Here is a 21,785-nt window from a genome sequence, read left to right as displayed (position 1 = left end):
GAAGCGGCGAGGGTTCGACAAGGTTTCAGAGGGGTTCAGATGCAAACGATCAAGGGCTACCACGCCCATGTCTATTTCGACGCCAACACCCTGCCGCAGGCACGGGCCTTGTGTGAGCAGGCAGCGCAATTGTTTCCGCTGAAGATGGGGCGTCTGCACGAACGCCCGGTCGGCCCGCACCCGGACTGGAGCTGCCAATTGGCTTTCGAGCCGCAACACCTTGGCGCGGTATTGCCGTGGCTGGCGCTCAACCGCAAAGGTTTGGTGGTGTTCCTGCACCCGGACACCGGCGACGATCTGCTCGACCACACCGAGCATGCGATCTGGATGGGCGCGATCCGGCCGCTGAACCTGTCTGTTTTTTGATCAGAGTTGTTCCTCGGCCTCGCCGGGCAAATGTTCGTCCAGATGCAGCCACGGCAAACGACTGTCCGTCCAGATATGCCGCTCGGCCGGCGCTTGCTCGGGATGGTCGAGGGTGGCGATGGTCACATCGATGCTCTCGGGGCTGAGCTGCGTCACCAGCGCCAGTTGCGCCCCACAGTTTGGACAGAAATATCGCACGCAAGTAGACGAAGACTCGTACCGGGACGGCGTACCCGCCATCCATGTAAATGCCGAAGCGGGCACGGTGATCCAGGTGGTCACGATTGCGCCGCTGACCCGTCGGCAAATCGAGCAATGGCAGTGAGCGATGTCATGCAATGGTCCGCTGAATTGATAGCGGATTTGTCCGCAGTGGCAGCCGCCGGTGTGAAATTCGCCCATGTTTTTTACTCCTGACCCCGTGTTTACGGCCTTTCAGCCGGGCCGACGACCGGTTGTACATTCGGTCAATGCTTTCACTCGCGAAAGCTGGCTGAAAGCTTCCGCGATTAGGATCGCCCTCACTGCCGGCAACAGACCGGTTGGCCAATGCGAGTGTTTTATCGCCCGCCCGGTCCATTAAACAACAACAATGGTGATTCTGATGTCCGCTACTACCCGCCTACTCGCTGCAACTCCGCCCGTACGTCTCGTGCTTCCCGTTCTGCGCTGACCCATCCGGTTCGCCATTCCCTAGCCGCGCTACGCCTGGAGTATTCCTATGCTGACTTTCCTTGGCTTCGCCATGGTCATCACGTTCATGTACCTGATCATGACCAAGCGCCTGTCCGCGCTGATCGCTCTGATCATCATCCCGATCATCTTCGCCCTGTTCGGCGGCTTCTCGCCGAAGATCGGCCCGATGATGCTCGAAGGCATCACCAAGCTCGCGCCGACCGGCGTCATGCTGATGTTCGCCATTCTCTACTTCGCCCTGATGATCGACTCCGGCCTGTTCGACCCGGCCGTGCGCAAGATCCTCAAACTGGTCAAGGGCGACCCGTTGAAAGTTTCGGTCGGAACCGCCGTACTGGCGCTCGTCGTTTCCCTTGATGGTGACGGCGCGACCACTTATATGATCTGCGTGGCCGCCATGCTGCCGCTCTACAGCCGTATCGGCATGAGCCCGCGGATCATGGCCGGTCTGATCATCCTCGCCGGTGGCGTGATGAACATGACCCCCTGGGGCGGCCCGACCGCTCGTGCGGCCAGTGCGCTGCATGTCGACCCGTCCGACATCTTTGTGCCAATGATCCCGGCGATGCTGGCCGGCGTGGTGGCGATCCTGGCGATTGCCTACTTCTACGGTAAACGCGAGCGTGCGCGTCTGGGTGAACTGCATCTGGTCGGTGATGAAGTCGATCATAGCGAAATCAGCGTTTCGCAGTTTCCGGACGCCCGTCGTCCAAAGCTGATCTGGTTCAACGGCGCCCTGACCCTGGCGCTGATGTGCACCCTGGTCGCCGGCCTCTTGCCGCTGCCGGTGCTGTTCATGGTGGCGTTCAGTATCGCGATGATCGTCAACTACCCTTGCCTGCAAATGCAGAAGGAGCGCGTTGCGGCTCACGCCGGTAGCGTACTGGCGGTGGTCGGGTTGATCTTTGCCGCGGGGATCTTCACCGGTATCCTGTCGGGCACCGGCATGGTTGATGCCATGTCGAAAAGCCTGCTGGCGGTCATCCCCGATTTCCTCGGCCCGTACCTGGCTGTGATCACCGCGCTGGTGAGCATGCCGTTCACGTTCTTCATGTCGAACGATGCATTTTATTACGGCGTGTTACCGGTACTTGCCGAAGCAGCCAGTCATTACGGTATAACCGCGGTGGAAATGGCACGTGCCTCGATCGTCGGTCAGCCCGTCCACTTGCTGAGCCCGCTGGTACCATCGACCTATCTGTTGGTGGCTCTGGCCGGTATCGAATTCGGTGATCATCAACGGTTCACCTTGAAGTGGGCAGTGCTGGTTTGCCTGTGCATACTGGTCGCTGCGTTGCTGATGGGGATTTTTCCGCTGTTCAGCACTCTATAAGCCCAAGACTTACCATGACGGGTCCAGGCTTTGCTGTTTGAAGCCTGGGCCCTTCGTGGTTTAAACACATCCTCAAAGGAATACACATGGAATGGCTGACCAACCCTGAAATCTGGGTTGCCTTCTTCACCCTGACTGCCCTGGAGATCGTTCTGGGCATCGACAACATCATCATGATCTCGATCCTGGTCAGCCGCATGCCCAAGCACATGCAGGCGCGCACCCGGATTTTCGGCCTGGCACTGGCCATGATCACGCGGATCCTGTTGCTGCTGTCGATCACCTGGGTCATGCGCCTTACCGCAGACCTGTTCGAAGTGTTCGGCCAGGGTATTTCCGGACGTGACCTGATCCTGTTCTTCGGTGGTCTGTTCCTGCTGTGGAAGAGCTCGCAAGAGATGTACCACGCGCTGGAAGGCGAAGATGAAAGCCACGACGAGCCGACCGCCAAGGGTGGCAGCTTCCTGTACACCATCATCCAGATCGCGATCATCGACATCGTGTTCTCGCTGGACTCGGTGATCACCGCGGTTGGCATGGTGTCCCACGTTCCGGTCATGGTCGCTGCGATCATCGTCGCCGTACTGGTGATGATGCTGGCGGCTGGCACCATCAGCGAGTTCATCGACAAGCACCCGTCGCTGAAAATGCTGGCGCTGTCGTTCCTGTTGCTGGTCGGTACCGTGTTGATTGCCGAGTCCTTCGAAGTGCACTTGCCAAAAGGCTACGTGTACTTTGCCATGGCGTTCTCGCTGGCGGTGGAAGCGATCAACATCAAGATGCGCACCGCCATGGCGAGAAAGCGCAAACAGCAGGATCCGGTGAAACTGCGCAAGGATGTTCCGGGGCAGTAACCTGAAGCTGTGCACTGACGAATCAGTCAGTGCACAAAACCTGTGGGAGCGAGCCTGCTCGCGATAGCGGCCTGTCAATCAACATCAATGTTGAATGTGACGGCCTCATCGCGAGCAGGCTCGCTCCCACATTTTTTTTGCCTGACGAACAGGAATTTTTGGCTGCGTGATTACCCAGGCGGATCGAGGTTATCCAGCACTCGATTCACCGCCAGCTCCCCGAACATGATGATCTGCTGAATCCCCAACAGTGTGTTGCGCTGCGGACCTTCCAGAAAACTGGCGAAATCACTGGCCATGACGCTGGCCGACGCCAACGATTCGCAGGCGTGGGCGAGCAGGGTTTCGTTATCGATCTTGGGGTCGATCATGAAGATTGTGCTGGGTTTGCGTAGGGCGGCCGGATCGGTGTCCGGTGGGTTGGGCGTTACCTTGAACATAGATAGAACTCCAGTACTGGTTACGTGGAGCCATCACACTCGCTACCAAACGAAGGGTGGCGGCCATACACAGGTTGGTAGACCGGAGTACTGGAACCGGCGCCCCCGAAGGGACCCTGCGCATGGCCACCATAAAGCTGCGACCTAAGAAAGCGTCCGCAAAATGTGGCTATGCGCCAGGACTCCGGGCTACCAAACCCGATCACTGTTTTTCAGCGACCGGGAAACGATAGAGGCCAGGGTCAAGGCGCACAAGCCGGCGGATTCTGGCGTAACCGTAGGCAACGGCGCAAGGCGTTGTAGCCTCCGAGAAGTAACTCTACGTGTTGTTAAACACGCGCCGTAGAGTCCGTGAATCGCATCAAGATAATCGAGGAATTATCTGACGTTTTTTCTTGCGTCCCAAGCACGCCTCCGTCAAAGGTTGACGCACAGAGCTTCGATGGTTAGCGTCCCCCGCTCGCATCAAACGACAATGACAAGGAATGCATATGTCTGGAAAACCGGCTGCACGCGTCACGGACCCCACCACCTGCCCTCTCCCCGGCCACGGCACTAACCCGATTGCCAGCGGTTCGCCCGATGTTTTCTTCGACGGCCTCGCCGCCGCACGGGTTAACGACAAGTGCACTTGCGGCCAGGCTCTCAGTGGCGGGTTCTCCTCAACGGTGTTCATCAACGGTTTGAACGCCATGACCATCGATAGCACTGCGAGCCATGGCGGCGTGGTGGTCGGTGGCTCTGGCAGCGTCATCATCGGCGACAGTCACACCCCCGCGCCATTTATCCCGCCCCTGCCGATCATTGGCCAGCCACTGGTGGAGTTCAAAGCCGTCAGCGCCGGTAATGGCGAACCGATCGCCGAACAAGACTACGAAATCGAAACCGCCGAAGGCCGTATCGTCAAAGGCCAGACCAACGCTCAGGGCATGACTCAGAGCGTCGTCACCCTACAGCCTGACCTCGCCGTAGTCCGCTGGACTGTCTGACGCCTCAAGGAAGAATGAAATGACCGGACAATGCATCGCGCCAGACGACCTGGACATGAAAAAACTCTGGGACAGTACCTGCGAACTGCCCGCCTGCAAACGCGAAACCACCAAGGGTGGTCCGAACCCGAAAACCCGTGTCGAAGTGCCGTTGCTGACCTGTAACTGCCTGTGGCGCAGGTTTCAAAAAGAAGCCGAAGATTGGGTTGCACCGGGCGGTGTACTGATTGCCGACCCGCAGGCGCGCAACCGCAAGATCAACGCGGCGTATGCGCAGTTGTGGCTGGCGGATAACCGGTTTCAGTGGGCGGGGTTGGCGGCGTTTGCTTCCAAGCAAGTGGGGTGTGGGTTGTTGCATGCTGCCAAGCTACAAAAAGGAATCGCGGCAGAAAAAGATGCCCACCGAAAATTGCGCGACGCACCGTCGGAAACTTTGTTCGAAGGACTCGGGTTCAAATTCAGCCGAACCGATCCTAGAGATCAAAAGGAAGTAGACAAAGCCAGGTCAGAGAATCCGGTTCCTACTGCTGACATAACCTTCGGCGACAATTCTCGCTCACTAGTTCAACAACAACTGGACTACGTGCACGAGATGCTTGCATTGGGTAACACTGCGCTATTTCTAGATGTTTATCCCCTGCATCGCTTTTTTATGGTGCGTGGATACAAGGAAATGGATAAATGCCTAAAAAGCCGAAGGGAAATAGCGAAGGATGTGATGTGGCCAATAGGGAAAAGTGTAGCGTTCGGCGTCGCCCATAAAGAAATTTTTGAGACTTTTGAGGCAATCGACGCTGGGAGAATTGCCGACAGCGTTAACTCCATGGCTGCTCATGAGCAGATCAATATCCTGCAACCCGCGATGTATGAGGACGTGCAATTCGCCTCGCTCATTCGTGGCACACACGCCTCAGACATTATTTCCGTAGTCACAGGTCTGCTTTCTGGCGTTCCAGAGGGGATACAACTCACATTGGCCAGTCAGTGCAGAGCACCAGACCATCGAAGCGTTTCTTTCAGCAGCAATCCGTTCGCCAATCTTGCGGATAAAAATCAAAGGATGGAGTTCGTCCTACGGGCCGCCGCACAATTCAACAACCTGCTAAAGAATCCAACTACTAAAGGTCAGTTAAAAAACTCCATTACAGATATCGCAAATGGAAATGGAGTACGTCAGTGATCAGTTCAAATCAACGCCGAATGATTTTGTTTTTTTTCGTTCTTCTCGTGGCAGGTAGCTTGGTGTATTCCCGTTGGAGCACCAAGACTTTATCCGTCTACATAGGAAAGCCCTACGAGCAGGTCATCAAAGACTCGACATTCTCAGTCGAAGGCAGCACGGCAATTTATCCTGGTGATCCTAACGACGCTAAAGACCCTCCTCATCCGAGTTCTACATGGATTACCAGCCTGACCGTTATAGAGTTTGATGATCCTGATTACGGGTTCAAGCTTCCTCCTACGGTCTTTGGCGCGGTTACCTATGGAAGCCGGAAGGTCACAACCCTGACCACGTCGCCCATGTTAGAAACAATGTCATTTAGAAAGGCAGTGGAACGGTTGGAGGGCTTGCAGAACACCCTTAAAAACCAAGGATGGGAGCTTCAGCCCGAAGAGAAGAACGATTGGTTCAGACTCGACTCTGTTGCAGAGCGTGAACAACTACAGGCAAAGCTTTTCGATCAGGCTGACGGCATCGATCTTTACGTGCCGGGGAAATACAGTTTGCTGCTTCTGATTAAGTGTTATGCGCGCTGCGATGAGCGTGATTCAACAACGGCAAAATATCTGATCGATATCAGCGTAGGCCGTGATCACACTGAAAAATGAAGAACCACTTCCCAAGGTATCGAAATTGTTTGCACAGAGCAGCGTTTTTTATGTTGTTCATTTGCCTAACCTCTTTTCACTACCCGATTGATGGGTTGATCCTTCATATCGGCAAGCCATATGCAGCAGTCGTTAAAGACTCCACATTTCCAGTCAAACGCAAAACTGCCGTTTACCCAAGTGAGCCACCCCCATCCGAGTTCAACCTGGATCAGCAATCCAGTTGTCGTCCAATTTGATGATCTCGACCATGGCTTTACGCTGCCGGCCACCAAGTTTGGCGCGATTGGATTTGATGAGGGGAAAGTCTCGACTATGACGACTTCTCCGATGCTTGAAACGTTGCCGTTCGATCAATTGATTGTGGTGCTCGATCAGTTACAGAACCAATTCAAAAATGCTGGTTGGGTACTGCGGGATGCCGAAAGAAATCCTTGGGTTGAAACCGCTACCGAGGATAATAAAAGCGAGCTTCAGGCTGAATTATTTGACCACGTAGTGGTGACCGTGCTGTTGATACCCCATAAATACAGTCTGGCGCTTAACGTCAAATGCTATGCCCGCTGTAATGAGCGTGACCCTAAAAAGGCGAAGTATCTGATCGATGTTAGCGTAGGTTCGGATTACTACAGCGAATGAAGAGACGCTTCAGACGACGGCACCGATATTTCCAAGAGCAGAATTTTTTATGCGAGGATCTTTTCAGCGATTGAAATCCCCCCGATGTTAGGGCTGCTGCGCAGCCCAACGGGACCAAGCTCCCTCGCCACAAGGGTTATGTTCATGCACCCTTTTCAACTGAGCGGCAGCGTCCTTCCGGTCCCTTTCTCATTTTCTGCAGCAACCCGTCTACATGACAGTTTTGTTTCAATCCCCTCTTTAGCTATGCGATGCTGGCGCCCAGACCGTTAGCCAACTACAGCTTAAGTACAGAACGTAAAAAAACGCGCGGCACCGTCGACTTGCCCCACTGGGGCGCTGGCACCACAGGGGGTCTGCATGCTCACCCTGCTCAATTTGTTATCGGCCGTGGCCTTGTTGATCTGGGGCACGCACATCGTCCGAACCGGCATCCTGCGGGTTTATGGTTCCAACTTGCGCCATGTGATTGCCCATAACATGTCCAGGCGCTGGCTCGCGTTTGTCGCCGGGATCGCAGTGACCGCCATGGTCCAGAGCAGCAATGCCACCGCTATGCTCGTGACCTCGTTTGTCGGTCAGGGCCTGATGGCGCTGACCCCGGCCCTGGCGACCATGCTCGGTGCCGACGTGGGTACCGCGTTGATGGCGCGGGTACTGACCCTCGACTTGTCTTGGCTATCGCCGCTGCTGATTTTCCTCGGGGTGATTTTCTTTCTGTCGCGCAAGCAGACTCGGGTCGGGCAGATGGGCCGGGTCAGTATCGGTCTGGGGCTGATCATTCTGGCGCTGCAACTGATCGTCGAGACCGCCACGCCGATCACTCAGGCGCAAGGGGTGAAGGTCATCTTCGCCTCCCTGACCGGCGACATCCTGCTCGATGCTCTGGTCGGCGCGCTGTTTGCGATGATTTCCTACTCCAGCCTGGCCGCCGTTTTGCTCACCGCGACCCTCGCCGGTGCCAGCGTGATCAGCCTGCCAGTGGCCATCGGCCTGGTGATCGGCGCCAACATCGGCAGCGGCATTCTTGCTTTCCTCAGTACCAGCATGCAGAACGCGGCTGGCCGTCAGGTGGCGCTCGGCAGCCTGTTGTACAAACTGATCGGCCTGCTGCTGATCATTCCGGTGCTCGATCCGCTGGCGCACTGGATCGATAGTCTCGACTTCAGCCCGCAGGAAATGGTCATCGGCTTCCACCTGCTCTACAACACCGCGCGGTGCCTGATCCTGTTGCCCAGCGTCGGGCCGATGGCCAAGCTCTGTGCGTGGTTGTTGCCAGAGCGACCGGACATCAATGGCACGGCCAAACCGCGGCATCTTGATCCAACCGCATTGGTCACCCCGAGTCTGGCATTGGCCAATGCCGCCCGGGAAACCCTGCGCATGGGGGATCTGGTCGATAGCTTGCTCGAAGCCATGCTCGACGTGCTGCGCGGCAAACAGAGCGCCGTCACCCAGGAAATACGTCGTCAGACCGATGATGTCGAAGCGCTCTACAGCGCCATCAAGCTCTATCTGGCGCAAATGCCCCGCGAAGACCTCAGCGAGCAGGACAGCCGGCGCTGGGCGGAAACCATCGAGTTGGCGATCAACCTGAAACTTGCCAGCGACGTGATCGAACGCATGCTGCGCAAGGTTCAGCAGCAGAAAACCTCGCAACGGCGGTCTTTCTCCGAGGACGGTCTGGAGGAGTTGGCGGGGCTGCAAAACCAATTGATTGCTAACCTGCGGCTGGGGTTGTCGGTGTTCCTCAGCGCCGACCCGCAAAGCGCCCGCCAGTTGTTGCGTGAGAAACGTCGCTTTCGCGCACAGGAACGCCGCCTGGCCCACGCTCATGTCAGCCGATTAAACCGTAAGATCGTGCAAAGTATCGAGACCAGTTCGCTGCATCTGGAATTGATTGCTGACATGAGACGCTTGAATTCACTGTTCTGCAGCAGCGCCTATGCGGTGTTGGGCACTTCAGACACCGGCGCTCTGGCGGCCGACGATATAACTGACATCACTCATTCACCCTGAACGTCCACAGTTGCTTGAAGTCTGTTGAACTTACGCTGGTCGTACGGAAACTCGTTATGCGTTGTCTGTTGTTCGCTTGTCTATTGCTCGGTTCATTGCCTTCACTCGCCCTTGATCGCTTTCAAGTCGAGGGCTACACCTTGCGCAATGGCCTGCAATTGGTCCTCAAACCGGGCACCGAGCGCGGGCATGTGGCGATCCGGCTGGTGGTCGGCGTAGGCCTGGACGATTTCAGCTGCGCCGACAAGGAACTGCCGCATCTGCTCGAACACTTGCTGTTCAGCGGCATCGACGCTACCGGCGAAGGCGGTCTGGAAGAACGCATGCAGGCTCTGGGCGGTGAGTGGAATGCCTATACCAGCAACGCCGACACGACCTTCGTCATCGAAGCCCCGGCGAAAAACCAGCGCAAGGTTCTCGACCTGTTGTTGGCGCTGCTGACCCAGACCCGTATCGACGACAATGCCATCAACGTCGCCAAGCAAGTGGTCGAGCGCGAAGACGGTGGTCATTATTCGCGCCTGCAACGCTGGCTGGATCGCCAGGATCTGGGGCACACCGCGAGTAATCAGTTGGCGGTGGAGCTGGGCCTCAAATGCCCCGAGCGCGCGCAAGTCGATCACCTGACCCGCGAGCAACTGGAAAACGTGCGCAAGGCCTGGTACGCGCCTAACAACATGAGCCTGATCGTGGTCGGCGACCTCGACCGCTTGCTGCCGGCCTATCTGGAACGGGCCTATGGCGCACTCGAACCGGTTGAGCCTAGCGCTCACCTGCCCCTGCCAGACATTCAGGCCAGCGCGGCCCATGAGCGCAACTTGAGTAACGGTTTCGTCGGCGGCGGTGCCAAATTGCATTGGCTGGTGCCGGAACCGGTGCTGGAAGATCAGCACGACGAAACTTTCGACCTGCTCAAGGATTATCTGGACTGGGCGCTCTATCGCCAATTGCGCCTGACCCATGGGTTGTCTTACGGGCCCTCGGCCGAGCGCGAGGTATTTGGCGGAGTTGGCTTCATGAGTCTGAACGCCGACCTTGATCGCGACGACGTGCCGGCAGCAGAACACGTGCTGGATGAGCTTAAAGCCGATCTGCTCAAGAACGGCCTCGACGCCACCACCTTTGCCCGTCTCAGGCAGGCCGCCATCGCTCGCCAGACTTGGGCCGTGCAAGGCAATAGCGCTCTGGCGGACTATTACTGGAGCGCCCTTGGCGACTACGAGGATGGACATTTCATTAACCCGACCAAGGCACTGCAAGGCGTGACACTGGCAGAGGCGAACAAGGCAATGCGCGAGTTGCTGCTGCAACCGGGGTATCTGCGGATCGAGAAGCCGCTGATGAGTTATGACCAGGTGATGTGGGCGATGGTGGGGGGATTTGGATTGATGGTGCTTGGAATATTGGGTTGGCGTTTCCATCGCAGAAAGTAAGCGTTCGCAGAACCTGTGGGAGCGTGGCTTGCCCGCGAAGAACGATGACGCGTAATACCTGAAAAACCGCGGTGCATTCTTCGCGGGCAAGCCACGCTCCCACAGGTTCTTCGTCGCGGCATTGAGGCAAGCCCCCTCGCCACAGGACCCCTCGGGCGGTACCCTGTCGAGGATTTTCCCCTCGACTAGTGTGAATCGCCGAATGCCGAATCTGACCCTGTACGTACAGCGCCTCCTCGAGTTGATGAAGCGCTATCCCGGGGTCATTGCGTTTGGCGGTTTCATCTCCGGGGTCGGCAGTTTCATGCTGGTGGATCGCCAACAAGGTCTGGCGACGTGGATCACCACGATCATGCTGATCAGCTGGGTCTGGCTGATGCTGGAGAACAGCCTCACCAAGCTGTTCGCCAGGGTCTTCAAGCGCGAAATACCCCCGCCGCTGCTGCGTTACGCGACGCAGATGATCCATCAGGAAAGCCTGTTCTTTGTCCTGCCGTTCTTTTTGATCACCACCACCTGGAACAGCGGCCAGTTATTCTTCACTGGATTATTGAGCATGGCGGCGCTGATTTCGATCATCGACCCGCTCTACTACAAATGGCTGGCGCCGCGCCGCTGGGCTTTTTTGGCGTTGCACACCCTGACCCTGTTCGCGGCCCTGCTGACCGCCCTGCCCGTCATTCTGCACCTGACCACCGCCCAGAGCTTCAAGCTGGCGCTGGGCATTGCCATGCTGCTGTCGTTCCCGAGCCTGGCCTCGATCTTCCCGATTCGCACCGTGCGCAATGCGCTGGCGATCCTCAGCATCACCGTCGGTATCGGCGCCGCCGGTTGGGTGCTGCGCTCTTGGGTTCCGCCGGCGACTCTGTGGATGACCGATGTGGCGATCAGCACTCAAATGCAGGATCGAACTCCCGGCAAGAGTCTGGAAGAAGTCAGCGCCGAACAGATTCGCGGAGGCGGGTTGTACGCGTACACCGCGATCAACGCCCCGCGGGGTCTGGCGGAGCGGATTTATCACGTCTGGATATTCAACGGTAAAGAGGTCGACCGTATTCCTCTGGACATCCACGGCGGGCGCAAGGAAGGCTACCGCGCCTGGACCCACAAGCAGAACTTCCCCGGCAACCCCGCCGGCAAATGGCAGGTTCGGGTACTGACTGAGGACGGTCAGCTGATCGGTGTGTTGCGCTTCAAGGTCCTGGACAGCACACCCGCCAAAGAAAAGTAAGAGCACAGCGGCGAGCGTGGTCGTGCGGCTGGATACGTTACTGGTTCGTGGATATGCCATTGAGGGTCTAAAGCCACCACTCAATTCCTGTGGGAGCGGGCTTGCCCGCGATGAGGCCGGTACATTCAACATCTGTGTTGACGGTTAGACCGCCATCGCGGGCAAGCCCGCTCCCACAGGGGTTCTGGTCAACCGAAGAACCAGTAGCAAACTCCGATGGCCCCCAACACTCCCGCCAACTCCGCCAGCAACGCACACCCCACCGCATGCCGCGCGCGCTGGATGCCCACGGCACCGAAGTACACCGCCAACACATAGAAGGTTGTTTCGGTACTGCCCTGAATCGTCGCCGCCACCAGCGCCGGGAAGCTGTCGACGCCGGAGGTCTTCATGGTTTCAATCAGCATTGCCCGTGCGGCGCTGCCGGAGAAAGGTTTGACCATGGCCGTCGGCAGCGCGTCGACGAAGCGCGTGTCCCAACCGGCCCATTCCACCAGATGCCGAATCCCGTCCAGACCGAAATCCAGTGCCCCGGATGCTCGCAGCACGCCCACGGCACAGAGCATCGCCACCAGATATGGCAGCAGGTTCTTGGCCACCTCGAAGCCTTCTTTGGCGCCTTCGATGAATGCCTCGTAGACCTTCACTTTGCGCAATGCACCGATCACCAGAAACAGCATGATCAGCCCGAACAGCGTCAGGTTGCCGAGGATCGAAGACAGGCTCGCCAGAGCGGTCGCCGAGAGCGTCGCCAGCAGCGCCATGAAACCACCGAGTGCCAGGGCACCGGGAATCATGTAGGCCAGCACCACCGGGTCCCACAGGCGCAGGCGCTGCATGACCGCCACCGATAACAGACCGACCAGGGTCGAACAGCTGGTCGCCAGCAGGATTGGCAGGAATACGAGCGTCGGATCAGGCGCGCCTTGCTGGGCGCGGTACATGAAGATGGTCACCGGCAGCAGGGTCAGGGAGGAGGCGTTGAGCACCAGAAAAAGGATCTGCGCATTGCTGGCAATCGTGTCGCTGGGATTGAGGTCCTGTAGCGCACGCATGGCCTTGAGGCCGATGGGCGTGGCGGCGTTGTCCAGGCCCAGGCCATTGGCGGCGAAATTGAGGGTGATCAGGCCGATGGCCGGATGCCCGGCCGGCACTTCCGGCATCAGGCGCAGGAACAACGGCCCCAGCGCCTTGGCCAGCCAATCGACGATCCCGGCCTTCTCGGCGATCCGCAGAAAGCCCAGCCAGAGGGTGAGGGTGCCGAACAACAGGACCATGACCTCGACCGACAATTTGGCCATGGCGAAAAGGCTTTCCACCATCGCCGCAAAGATCCCGGCGTTACCGCCGATCAGCCACTGCGCGAGCGCCGATACGGCCGCCACGATGAAGAAGCCAAGCCACAGGCCATTAAGCATCAGTCAAATCCCCCGAAAGTTGCGGCGAATGATAGCGGGGTAGGCAGAAACGACAAACCCCGGATTTCTCCGGGGTTTGTCTGCGAGCGTTTATCGCTCTACACATAATGTGCGTGCAACTCCGTCCTGTAGGAGCATGGCTTGCCAGCGAAGAACGATAACGCGGTGCAACTGAAACACCGCGGCGTCCCATTCGCGGGCAAGTCGGATCGCCGCACCGCTCGCTCCTACAGGGATCTACATCAGTTGCTGGAAATTTCGCCAACCGGCAGCTTTTCCTTGCTGCGCCAATGCGGCAGGGAGTTCCAGTAGCGCTCGCCCTTGGCGTCGTCGTACATGCCTTCCCAACGTGCGATGACCAGCACGGCCAAGGCGTTGCCGATCACGTTCAGCGCGGTACGGGCCATGTCCATGATGCGGTCGACACCAGCGATGAACGCCAGACCTTCCAGTGGAATACCGACGCTGCCCAGAGTAGCCAGCAGCACCACGAAGGACACACCCGGTACGCCGGCGATGCCTTTGGAGGTGACCATCAGCGTCAGCACCAGCAGCAACTGTTGGCTGATCGACAGGTCGATGCCGTAGAGCTGGGCGATGAAGATCGCCGCGATGCTCTGGTACAGGGTCGAACCGTCGAGGTTGAACGAATAGCCGGTCGGTACCACGAAACTGCAAATGGCTTTCGGCGCGCCGTAGGCTTCCATCTTCTCGATCACGCGCGGCAGCACGGTTTCGGAACTGGCGGTGGAGTAAGCCAGGACCAGCTCATCCTTGAAGATGCGCATCAGCTTGATCACCGAGAAGCCGAACAGGCGAGCGATCAGGCCCAGCACCACGAAGGCGAAGAAGGCGACGGCGAAGTAAACCAGGACGACCAGTTTGGCCAGCGGCAGCAGGGAGGCAAAGCCGAAGTTGGCGACGGTCACCGCGATCAAGGCGAACACACCGATCGGGGCGTAGTTCATGATCATGTGAGTGACCTTGAACATGCTTTCCGATACGCCCTGGAACATCTTCACCAGCGGATCGCGCAGGTCCGATTGCAGGCTCGACAGACCGAGACCGAACAACACGGAGAAGAAGATGATCGGCAGCATCTCGCCGCGGGCCATAGCCGCGAAGATGTTCGACGGGATCAGGTTGAGGATGGTCTGGATGAACGCATGTTCATGCTGAACCTCGGCAGCAGTGGCCTGGTACTTGGAAATATCCACCGTACCGAGGGTGCTCATGTCGATGCCGCTGCCCGGATGAACCACGTTGGCCAGCACCAGACCGACCAGAATGGCGATGGTGGTGACGATCTCGAAGTAAATGATGGTCTTCAGACCGATGCGCCCGAGTTTCTTCGCGTCGCCCACGCCAGCGATGCCGACGATCAGCGAGGAGATCACGATCGGGATCACGATCATCTTGATCAGACGGATAAAGATATCGCCTGCCGGTTGCAGTACGTTGCTGATCCACCAGGCTTTTTCGGCACTGAAATGGTTGAGCAGTGCACCAATTGCTATCCCCAGAACCAGACCGATGAGGATCTGCCAGGCGAGGCTAAGCTTTGCCTTCTTCATATCTTTACCCTTACTTGCGTTTGACTCAGGCTGATGCATGAACTGAAACGCTCAATGGCGAACACCTCTTGCATCGGCCCCGTATAAGGTCCCCGCGAGCGAGCATTTACAGCTCTCAGGCAGCGAAAAAGGCGCAACTATTCCGATGCAGGGAAGCGCCGTCTAATGCCGTAAACGCCTACCCTATGCCGAATCGGCATGAGATTTTCTAACTGAAACCCGCGTCCCAACCGGTTTGAAAACGACATTCAGGCGGGCATAAGTGCCGTATGCCGGCCATTTCAGCGCAGGTCGATGTTTTTTAAATAAGCGGAAATTTAGGAAAAATCCTACGTTTGGCTGCGAATTCTCTCTCGGGAAAGTCGGGAGCTTTCTCGATATACGGTCAAGAGGAAACACCGCGAAACGGTTTTGCGGGGAATATGCACCAAGAACAGATGAGCTGAATGCTCTAGATCAACGTTTTGCACGTTGAAGCGCTCCGCAAGTTCGTCGGGCCACTTTGGCCCCGGCGAACTGGCGGCGCTTTACCTGACCCGGCCCTTGCGCAGGTACTCCCTGTACCCGTAGGTCACTCCGACCCTGAAGCAGTCAGAACATCCCGACCCCTTGGTCATGCGTCTACCGTCCTCGGGTAGCGCAGTGGAAAGAAGCGCTGGGCCTCTTTCGTGTTTCGAAACTCAATACCAGTTCGGATCTTTCTTCAGTTGCTCCATCAACAACTCCTGCATGCCTTCGTTCGGTTTGCCGAGGAAGCGGTAATCGGCATGTCGCGTGGGCGACTTGTCGGCCGGCAGGCCTGCTGGCACTTCGACCAGCATGGCGTAGGCGTCCTTTTTGTCGAAGCTGAATGCCACGATCAAGCGTTTGTTCAGACACGTCTGCTGCGTTTCGCAGAGCGGCCCGACCACATACTTGTCGCCATCCTCTTCGACGGCGTTCATTTGTTCGGCATCGCCGGACAGGTTCATCACCCATTCCGGCAGGCGTTCTTCTTTCTTCACAACGCCTTGCCAGGTTTCACGGTACTGCGGGTCTGCATTGAGCAATTGATTGGCTCGCATCTGGCCATCGTTGGCCGCCATTGCCATGGCACTGCCGCCCAGAAGCAGGGCGGCTGCCACTGTCTTTAACGAAATGCTCATGTTCAGCCTCGACCGCGGCGGCCAAAGAAGAAGGAAGCAATGAACATCACCAGGAACACGACAAAGAGAATCTTGGCGATACCCGTGGCGGTGCCCGCGATACCACCGAAGCCCAATACTGCAGCGATGATGGCAATGATCAGGAATGTGATTGCCCAGCTCAACATGGTGATTCTCCTTACGCTTCTATTTAAAGGTGTTGCTGGTGGTGCTTATCCCGGCGCGTTGAGCGCGCCAAGTTCGTTTGCTTAAAACACCCAACGCTCCTGAGGCGTCTCGTCCACAGGCTGGGCCTGGTCGACGTCCATCATTCGCATCGAGTCGCTGTCAGCCTGGTTGCTGACGGCACTAAAGTGGGTTTGGGGGGCGTGGGGAATCGACAGGTGTGGCGGCGTCTCTGGCTGCTGGCTCTGTTCCCAACGCAAGAACTGCTGGCCGCCAATCAAGGTGATCAACAATGCCAGCAGGGCGAACAAGCCTTGCTGGATATGCAACGGCGAGATACGCAATTGGGCGGCACCTTGGCGATTCATCCTGAAGTTCCTCCCACTGTGGGTAGGTTGGCGGGCACTGATTTATTAAATGCCCTGAGTACTCAGATACCTGCAGCCTGCATGCCACCTTTTTGTTGGGTTTAATACGATTTAAATCAATGAGTTACATGAATTGTGAAAATCGCTCTGGACGCATCCTGCACGATGGCCCATTCAAGGCCGTGCGTAATGCACGATGAATTCGCCGAAACTTTCAATATTTTTGGAATTGAACGAAGGGCGCGGATGTCAGAAAGGGACGCAGGCAATCGCCGAAGAACGGTTCATTAATAAAAAATTAAATAAATCAGCGGGTTATCTTATGGCGAAGTAGATAGCTCCGCTGATTTGGCTGAAATCGGCCACAATCAATCATGCAAGTTGCCCGATTTTTTCCGGGCCTAACCAAATTCAACCATTAAAGGAGCGTAGGAACATGGAATCAGCCACTGAGCATCAAGGCCGCATTCTGCTGGTGGACGACGAGTCCGCCATCCTCCGAACCTTTCGCTATTGCCTCGAAGACGAAGGCTACAGCGTGGCCACCGCGACCAGCGCTGCTCAGGCCGAAGCCTTGTTGCAGCGCCAGGTTTTCGACCTGTGTTTCCTCGATTTGCGCCTGGGTGAAGATAACGGCCTGGATGTGCTGGCCCAGATGCGTATTCAGGCGCCCTGGATGCGAGTAGTCATTGTCACTGCTCACTCGGCCGTGGACACCGCAGTGGATGCGATTCAAGCGGGTGCCGCCGACTATCTGGTCAAACCTTGCAGCCCCGACCAGTTGCGCCTGGCCACTGCCAAACAGCTGGAAGTACGCCAACTCTCGGCGCGGCTGGAAGCCCTCGAAGGTGAAGTGCGCAAACCCAAGGAGGGACTGGATTCCTATAGTCCGGCCATGAAAGTGGTGCTCGAAACCGCGCGCCAGGTCGCCAGTACCGACGCCAATATCCTGCTTCTTGGCGAGTCCGGCACCGGTAAAGGTGAGCTGTCACGGGCGATTCACGGCTGGAGCAAACGCCAGAAGAAATCCTGCGTCACCATTAATTGCCCATCCCTGACTGCCGAATTAATGGACAGCGAGCTCTTCGGACACAGCCGTGGCGCCTTCACCGGTGCCAGCGAAAGCACGTTGGGGCGCGTCAATCAGGCTGACGGCGGAACGCTGTTTCTCGACGAGATCGGCGATTTTCCGCTGACTTTGCAGCCAAAGTTGCTGCGTTTCATCCAGGACAAGGAATACGAGCGCGTGGGTGACCCGGTGACCCGTCGTGCCGACGTGCGAATCCTCGCAGCGACTAACCTCAACCTGGAAGACATGGTGCGTGAGGGGCGTTTTCGTGAAGACTTGCTCTATCGCCTGAATGTCATCACTTTGCACTTGCCGCCGCTTCGCGAGCGCAGGGAAGACATTCTGAACCTGGCTGACCGTTTCCTGGCGCGCTTCGTCAAGGAATACTCGCGTCCAGCCCGATGCTTCAGCGACGATGCCCGCGAAGCGCTGCTCAGCTACCGCTGGCCGGGCAACATTCGCGAGCTGCGCAACGTGGTGGAGCGCGCGAGCATTATTTGTCCGCAGGAGCGGGTAGAGCTCAACCACTTGGGCATGGCCGAGACTCCGGCCAACCACACGCCGCGCATTGGTGCTGCGCTGAGCCTGGATGAACTGGAAAAAGCTCACATTGGCGCGGTTCTCGCCACGGCCGACACGCTGGATCAGGCGGCCAAGACCTTGGGTATCGATGCCTCGACCCTGTATCGCAAACGCAAGCAGTACAACCTGTGAGTCGTAACCGATGAAACTGGCGATGACGTTGCGCACCCGGCTGTTTCTGAGTATTTCCGCGCTGATCACCGTGGCGCTGCTTGGGCTTTTGCTCGGACTGGTCAGCGTGATGCAGATGGCAGGGACTCAGGAAGCCTTGATCCGTGACAACTTCGTCACGCTGGATCTGGGCTTGAAGCTGCGTCAGACCCTGGGTGATCAACTGATCATCATGCTCGACAAGCAACCTGATCCTTCGGCGTTCGAGGCATCCAGGCAGCATTCCCTTGAGTTGTTTGACGAAGGCATTGCTCGCGAGCAGTCCAGCGAGGGCACCCAGTATGGTTTCAAAAAGGCCAAGGCTGATTATCAGAGCTTACTGCAGGCTTTTGATCTTTCCCGTGCTCCGGTACAGGTAGTCAGTGATGATGGGAGTCTCACGGAAAAATTCAACGCGTTGCGAAACGGTTTGATCTCTGAACAGAAGCGCGCCCTGGAAAACATCACTGAGATCGAACACAAGGCCCGGGAGCGGGCACTGTTAATTGCCGGCCTGCTTGGATTGGTCGGGGTGGCGGTGTTGTTTATCGGGTTCATTACCGCCCATGCGATCGCCCGGCGGTTCGGGGCACCGATCGAGGCCTTGGCCGCGGCGGCTGACAACATTGGTCAGGGTAATTTCGAAGTGACCCTGCCGATTTCCTCCGCGGTGGAAATGAACCAGTTGACCCGCCGCTTCGGCATCATGGCCGAGGCCTTGCGTGAGCACCAGGCTACCAATATCGACGAGCTGCTCGCCGGTCAGCAACGTTTGCAAGCGGTGCTCGACAGCATTGACGACGGTTTGCTGATTATCGATCGTCAAGGTCATCTCGAACACCTCAACCCGGTGGCTCAGCGCCAGTTAGGCTGGGACACCGATCGCCTTGGCCAAGGGTTGGGCACGGCGCTCGAGCGTCCCGAGCTGGATGAACAACTGCAACTGGTATTGCGCGGTGGCACGCTGGAACGAGCGCCGGACGACTTGAGCATCGAGGTCGATGGGGAGTCGCGATTGCTGACGTATAGCCTGACGCCGGTCAGCCATACCCAGGGTCATATTCTCGGCGCCGTGATGGTATTGCATGACGTCACCGAACAGCGCGCCTTTGAAAGAGTACGCAGCGAGTTCGTCCTGCGCGCCTCCCATGAGTTGCGCACGCCGGTTACCGGGATGCACATGGCATTCGGCCTGTTCCGCGAGCGGACGCATTTTGCCGAAGACTCCCGCGAGGCCGACCTGCTGGACACCGTCAACGAAGAAATGCAGCGCCTGATGCAGTTGATCAACGACCTGCTGAATTTCTCTCGCTATCAAAACGGTCTGCAAAAACTCACGCTGGCACCGTGCTGCATCGAAGACTTGCTGGATCAGGCCCGGATGCGTTTTGCCGGCCCGGCGCAAGAGAAGGGCATCGAACTGCGGGTGGAAGTGCAGGGACCGTTGCCGCGGCTGCAAGCTGATCAGGCTCAACTGGAACGGGTGCTCGATAACCTGATCGACAATGCCTTGCGCCATACCTCCCACGACGGACTGATACGTTTGCAGGCTCGGCGCCATGGTGAGCGGATGATTATCAGCGTCGAGGACAACGGCGAAGGCATTGCCTACGGCCAGCAAGGACGGATTTTCGAGCCCTTTGTTCAGGTTGGCCGCAAAAAGGGCGGTGCCGGGCTCGGTCTGGCGCTGTGCAAGGAAATCGTGCAGCTGCACGGCGGGCGGATGGGGGTCTATTCGCGGCCGGGGCAGGGTACGCAGTTCTACATGGCACTGGCGATATAAACCGGAGCCCTTTCAGGCTTCGTCATCCAGGCGTCGCGTGGTCAGTCGGCGGCCACGGGTAATCAGTTCGATGAACTGCACGGCACTCAGTGCGTGGGCGAACAGCCAGCCCTGACCGAACTTCACCCCTTCGCTGCTCAGAAAAACCGCTTGGGCTTCGTGTTCGATGCCTTCTGCGATCACTTTGAGTTGCAGGGCCTGAGCCATGCGAATGATGTGCGGTGCCACGCCGCTGCTGGCGGCATCATGGCCCAGCGCGTCGATAAACGCCTTGTCGATTTTCAGGCAGTCCACCGGTAGGGTTTGCAGGTAGGCGAGGCTGCAATAGCCGGTGCCAAAATCGTCGATCAGCACTTGATGCCCGACATCCCGCAGGGCTTGCAGGTTTTCTCTGGCCACCACCACATCCACCAATCCGCGCTCGGTCACTTCAAAGGCAATCTGCCTGGCCGCCACTCGGTGCATGCTCAGCAGGCGCGCCATCACTTGGCCGATACGCGGCACCATGACATCGCAGGCCGCCAGATTGACCGAGATGTACAGCTGCGGATTGGACCGCAACAGTTGCCCGAGTTGTTCCAGCAGGCGTTGTAATACGAAGTCAGTCATCTGGCGGATCTGGCCGGTATTCTCCGCCATCGGAATGAACAGGTCGGGACTTGTCAGCGTGCCGTCCGGCCTTCGCCAGCGCAGCAGGGCTTCGGCGCCGACGCAGTTGCGGCTGTCGAGGTCGAAGATCGGTTGATACAACACCTGCAACTCGCCTCGCTGTATGGCGCCCTGCAGTTCTGCATCCAGCGACTGACGCTGGCGTACCAGCAAAAACACCAGAATGCCGACACAGGCACTCAATGCCAGGCTAGCCGGCAGTAGCCACCACCATACCGCCGGCACATGCATCCCGGTGCGCGGCGTGATCAGTACCAGTTGATATTCGGGAGTGTTAGTGGGCATTCGGTAAATCAGATGGGTAGGCGTGACTTGCAGTGCATCCTGGCTTTTCGGGGGCCAGGGTTCCTTGGGGGGCCAGGGCTGCTCGATACCGAGTACCGGAATCGCCCGGGTGCCGCGGTCGAGCACCACCAGCAGGCTGCTCCCCGGCGACAGATCGACCATGTCGGTCAAATGCCCGCGGGACGTCGCAACCCGGAAATTACCACGCCCAAGCATCAGCGCGGCGCGGTTCTCATCGGGTTCGGTGGTGGTGTTCAGCCAATAGCTGTAGGTGGGGCCCTTGATGTCCGGCGGTCGGATCAGCGAAACCCCTTCCTGACGGGGGCGGTTGGAGCAGATTCGCGAAGTGTCCATATAAGCGGCTTCATAAACGAAGCGGTAATTGAAGCTGACCTGCTGCAGGGTGGCGATCATGTCATCATCGCAACCTCGCAGTGGCTGGGCTTGCAGGTCATCGAGGCTTTCGCGCAGCTGTCCGAACAGTTGCTCGAGACGGACGAGGAAGCGCTCACCTTGAGCATTCATTTCCTGACTCTCGTTGTGCTCGACCTGATGCATCGCCACGAACAAACTGCCGACCGTTAAAAGCGTTGCGCTCAAGGCAGTAGCCAGCATCGCCAAAAACCAAGGGCGATAGAACCAGCTATGCAGTCTCTCCCGAGCAGCAGGCATCATGGAATATCCGAAGAATTACCAATGAGTTATAGCTGCTGATTTGAAAAAAGCGCTGACCGTCGGGCGGGCGTC

Annotated in this window: 20 protein-coding genes; 12 read left to right on the top strand and 8 right to left on the bottom strand. The window is 57.7% G+C overall.

Going from position 1 to position 21,785, the window contains the following annotated elements; translation table 11 throughout:
* Positions 1–39: 39 nt before the first annotated feature.
* On the top strand, positions 40–366 hold the full coding sequence (locus NHU87_RS03565) for a DOPA 4,5-dioxygenase family protein (RefSeq protein ID WP_253545707.1): 327 nt from the start codon (positions 40–42) through the stop codon (positions 364–366).
* Here NHU87_RS03565 and NHU87_RS03560 read toward each other — a convergent pair whose 3' ends face one another.
* A complete protein-coding gene (locus NHU87_RS03560) occupies positions 367–768 on the bottom strand; it encodes a GFA family protein (protein WP_253545705.1) in 402 nt (133 codons plus the stop codon).
* Positions 769–1,087: 319 nt separating this feature from the next.
* On the opposite strand from NHU87_RS03560, the gene NHU87_RS03555 reads away from it, so the two are divergent.
* Together NHU87_RS03555 and NHU87_RS03550 are read left to right on the top strand one after the other, a co-directional pair.
* A complete protein-coding gene (locus NHU87_RS03555) occupies positions 1,088–2,395 on the top strand; it encodes a CitMHS family transporter (RefSeq protein WP_253545703.1) in 1,308 nt (435 codons plus the stop codon).
* A gap of 86 nt (positions 2,396–2,481) precedes the next feature.
* Complete coding sequence (locus NHU87_RS03550) at positions 2,482–3,249, top strand: TerC family protein (protein ID WP_253545701.1); 768 nt, start codon at positions 2,482–2,484, stop codon at positions 3,247–3,249.
* A gap of 170 nt (positions 3,250–3,419) precedes the next feature.
* Here the strand turns inward: NHU87_RS03550 and NHU87_RS03545 are convergent, their stop codons facing one another.
* Complete coding sequence (locus tag NHU87_RS03545; RefSeq protein ID WP_253545699.1) at positions 3,420–3,689, bottom strand: DUF6124 family protein; 270 nt, start codon at positions 3,687–3,689, stop codon at positions 3,420–3,422.
* Between the two features lie 491 nt (positions 3,690–4,180).
* Here NHU87_RS03545 and NHU87_RS03540 point away from each other — a divergent pair, with 491 nt between their 5' ends.
* The 7 genes from NHU87_RS03540 to NHU87_RS03510 all read left to right on the top strand — a co-directional run bounded on the left by NHU87_RS03540 (position 4,181) and on the right by NHU87_RS03510 (position 11,830).
* Positions 4,181–4,678 (top strand): PAAR domain-containing protein, encoded by a 498-nt coding sequence (locus tag NHU87_RS03540; RefSeq protein WP_253545697.1) that lies wholly within the window; start codon positions 4,181–4,183, stop codon positions 4,676–4,678.
* Positions 4,679–4,697: 19 nt separating this feature from the next.
* Positions 4,698–5,858: a DUF2515 family protein gene (locus NHU87_RS03535; RefSeq protein WP_253545695.1), complete on the top strand. Its 1,161-nt coding sequence runs from the start codon at positions 4,698–4,700 to the stop codon at positions 5,856–5,858.
* Positions 5,855–6,508: a hypothetical protein gene (locus tag NHU87_RS03530; RefSeq protein ID WP_253545693.1), complete on the top strand. Its 654-nt coding sequence runs from the start codon at positions 5,855–5,857 to the stop codon at positions 6,506–6,508. Before NHU87_RS03535 ends, NHU87_RS03530 begins: the two co-directional genes overlap by 4 nt.
* 120 nt (positions 6,509–6,628) lie before the next feature.
* Positions 6,629–7,147, top strand: a complete 519-nt coding sequence (locus tag NHU87_RS03525; protein ID WP_253545691.1) for a hypothetical protein — start codon at positions 6,629–6,631, stop codon at positions 7,145–7,147.
* A gap of 360 nt (positions 7,148–7,507) precedes the next feature.
* On the top strand, positions 7,508–9,166 hold the full coding sequence (locus tag NHU87_RS03520; protein ID WP_253545689.1) for a Na/Pi cotransporter family protein: 1,659 nt from the start codon (positions 7,508–7,510) through the stop codon (positions 9,164–9,166).
* A gap of 56 nt (positions 9,167–9,222) precedes the next feature.
* The gene (locus NHU87_RS03515) at positions 9,223–10,599 is read left to right on the top strand and encodes a M16 family metallopeptidase (RefSeq protein WP_253545687.1); all 1,377 of its coding nucleotides are present in this window, start codon (positions 9,223–9,225) and stop codon (positions 10,597–10,599) included.
* A 202-nt stretch (positions 10,600–10,801) separates the two neighbouring features.
* Positions 10,802–11,830 carry a DUF5924 family protein gene (locus NHU87_RS03510; protein WP_253545685.1) on the top strand — a complete coding sequence of 343 codons (1,029 nt, stop codon included), beginning with the start codon at positions 10,802–10,804 and terminating at the stop codon, positions 11,828–11,830.
* 188 nt (positions 11,831–12,018) lie between these two features.
* Here NHU87_RS03510 and NHU87_RS03505 read toward each other — a convergent pair whose 3' ends face one another.
* The 5 genes from NHU87_RS03505 to NHU87_RS03485 form a co-directional block, all read right to left on the bottom strand.
* Entirely contained in the window at positions 12,019–13,248 is a 1,230-nt protein-coding gene (locus NHU87_RS03505) for a nucleoside recognition domain-containing protein (RefSeq protein ID WP_253545683.1), read from the bottom strand.
* Positions 13,249–13,490: 242 nt separating this feature from the next.
* Positions 13,491–14,822 (bottom strand): glutamate/aspartate:proton symporter GltP, encoded by a 1,332-nt coding sequence (gene gltP, locus NHU87_RS03500; RefSeq protein WP_253545681.1) that lies wholly within the window; start codon positions 14,820–14,822, stop codon positions 13,491–13,493.
* A 680-nt stretch (positions 14,823–15,502) separates the two neighbouring features.
* Complete coding sequence (locus NHU87_RS03495; protein WP_253545679.1) at positions 15,503–15,967, bottom strand: inhibitor of vertebrate lysozyme family protein; 465 nt, start codon at positions 15,965–15,967, stop codon at positions 15,503–15,505.
* A 2-nt stretch (positions 15,968–15,969) separates the two neighbouring features.
* The gene (locus NHU87_RS03490) at positions 15,970–16,134 is read right to left on the bottom strand and encodes a DUF1328 domain-containing protein (protein WP_003177151.1); all 165 of its coding nucleotides are present in this window, start codon (positions 16,132–16,134) and stop codon (positions 15,970–15,972) included.
* 81 nt (positions 16,135–16,215) lie between these two features.
* Positions 16,216–16,500, bottom strand: coding sequence for a hypothetical protein (locus tag NHU87_RS03485; RefSeq protein WP_253545677.1), 285 nt, complete (start codon positions 16,498–16,500; stop codon positions 16,216–16,218).
* 436 nt (positions 16,501–16,936) lie between these two features.
* Between NHU87_RS03485 and algB the strand changes: the two genes are divergently transcribed.
* Positions 16,937–18,283, top strand: a complete 1,347-nt coding sequence (algB, locus tag NHU87_RS03480) for a sigma-54-dependent response regulator transcription factor AlgB (RefSeq protein WP_253545675.1) — start codon at positions 16,937–16,939, stop codon at positions 18,281–18,283.
* Between the two features lie 10 nt (positions 18,284–18,293).
* Positions 18,294–20,084, top strand: a complete 1,791-nt coding sequence (locus tag NHU87_RS03475) for an ATP-binding protein (protein ID WP_253545673.1) — start codon at positions 18,294–18,296, stop codon at positions 20,082–20,084.
* Between the two features lie 12 nt (positions 20,085–20,096).
* Here the strand turns inward: NHU87_RS03475 and NHU87_RS03470 are convergent, their stop codons facing one another.
* Complete coding sequence (locus tag NHU87_RS03470) at positions 20,097–21,713, bottom strand: EAL domain-containing protein (RefSeq protein WP_253545671.1); 1,617 nt, start codon at positions 21,711–21,713, stop codon at positions 20,097–20,099.
* Positions 21,714–21,785: the final 72 nt, after the last annotated feature.

Origin of the sequence: Pseudomonas mandelii (genome assembly GCF_024138395.1) — a bacterium.
GTDB lineage: Bacteria > Pseudomonadota > Gammaproteobacteria > Pseudomonadales > Pseudomonadaceae > Aquipseudomonas > Aquipseudomonas mandelii_E.
This window is presented reverse-complemented; position numbering and strand designations above follow the sequence as displayed.

Bases quoted from the DNA above. Each gene is read 5' to 3' on its own strand.
- NHU87_RS03535 (WP_253545695.1), top strand. From the start codon at position 4,698: ATGACCGGACAATGCATCGCGCCAGACGACCTGGACATGAAAAAACTC.
- NHU87_RS03490 (WP_003177151.1), bottom strand. From the start codon at position 16,134: ATGTTGAGCTGGGCAATCACATTCCTGATCATTGCCATCATCGCTGCA.
- NHU87_RS03540 (WP_253545697.1), top strand. From the start codon at position 4,181: ATGTCTGGAAAACCGGCTGCACGCGTCACGGACCCCACCACCTGCCCT.
- NHU87_RS03545 (WP_253545699.1), bottom strand. From the start codon at position 3,689: ATGTTCAAGGTAACGCCCAACCCACCGGACACCGATCCGGCCGCCCTA.
- NHU87_RS03505 (WP_253545683.1), bottom strand. From the start codon at position 13,248: ATGCTTAATGGCCTGTGGCTTGGCTTCTTCATCGTGGCGGCCGTATCG.
- NHU87_RS03565 (WP_253545707.1), top strand. From the start codon at position 40: ATGCAAACGATCAAGGGCTACCACGCCCATGTCTATTTCGACGCCAAC.
- NHU87_RS03560 (WP_253545705.1), bottom strand. From the start codon at position 768: ATGGGCGAATTTCACACCGGCGGCTGCCACTGCGGACAAATCCGCTAT.
- gltP (WP_253545681.1), bottom strand. From the start codon at position 14,822: ATGAAGAAGGCAAAGCTTAGCCTCGCCTGGCAGATCCTCATCGGTCTG.
- NHU87_RS03495 (WP_253545679.1), bottom strand. From the start codon at position 15,967: ATGAGCATTTCGTTAAAGACAGTGGCAGCCGCCCTGCTTCTGGGCGGC.
- NHU87_RS03470 (WP_253545671.1), bottom strand. From the start codon at position 21,713: ATGATGCCTGCTGCTCGGGAGAGACTGCATAGCTGGTTCTATCGCCCT.
- NHU87_RS03510 (WP_253545685.1), top strand. From the start codon at position 10,802: ATGCCGAATCTGACCCTGTACGTACAGCGCCTCCTCGAGTTGATGAAG.
- NHU87_RS03485 (WP_253545677.1), bottom strand. From the start codon at position 16,500: ATGAATCGCCAAGGTGCCGCCCAATTGCGTATCTCGCCGTTGCATATC.
- NHU87_RS03550 (WP_253545701.1), top strand. From the start codon at position 2,482: ATGGAATGGCTGACCAACCCTGAAATCTGGGTTGCCTTCTTCACCCTG.
- NHU87_RS03515 (WP_253545687.1), top strand. From the start codon at position 9,223: ATGCGTTGTCTGTTGTTCGCTTGTCTATTGCTCGGTTCATTGCCTTCA.
- NHU87_RS03555 (WP_253545703.1), top strand. From the start codon at position 1,088: ATGCTGACTTTCCTTGGCTTCGCCATGGTCATCACGTTCATGTACCTG.
- NHU87_RS03475 (WP_253545673.1), top strand. From the start codon at position 18,294: ATGAAACTGGCGATGACGTTGCGCACCCGGCTGTTTCTGAGTATTTCC.
- NHU87_RS03520 (WP_253545689.1), top strand. From the start codon at position 7,508: ATGCTCACCCTGCTCAATTTGTTATCGGCCGTGGCCTTGTTGATCTGG.
- NHU87_RS03525 (WP_253545691.1), top strand. From the start codon at position 6,629: ATGCAGCAGTCGTTAAAGACTCCACATTTCCAGTCAAACGCAAAACTG.
- algB (WP_253545675.1), top strand. From the start codon at position 16,937: ATGGAATCAGCCACTGAGCATCAAGGCCGCATTCTGCTGGTGGACGAC.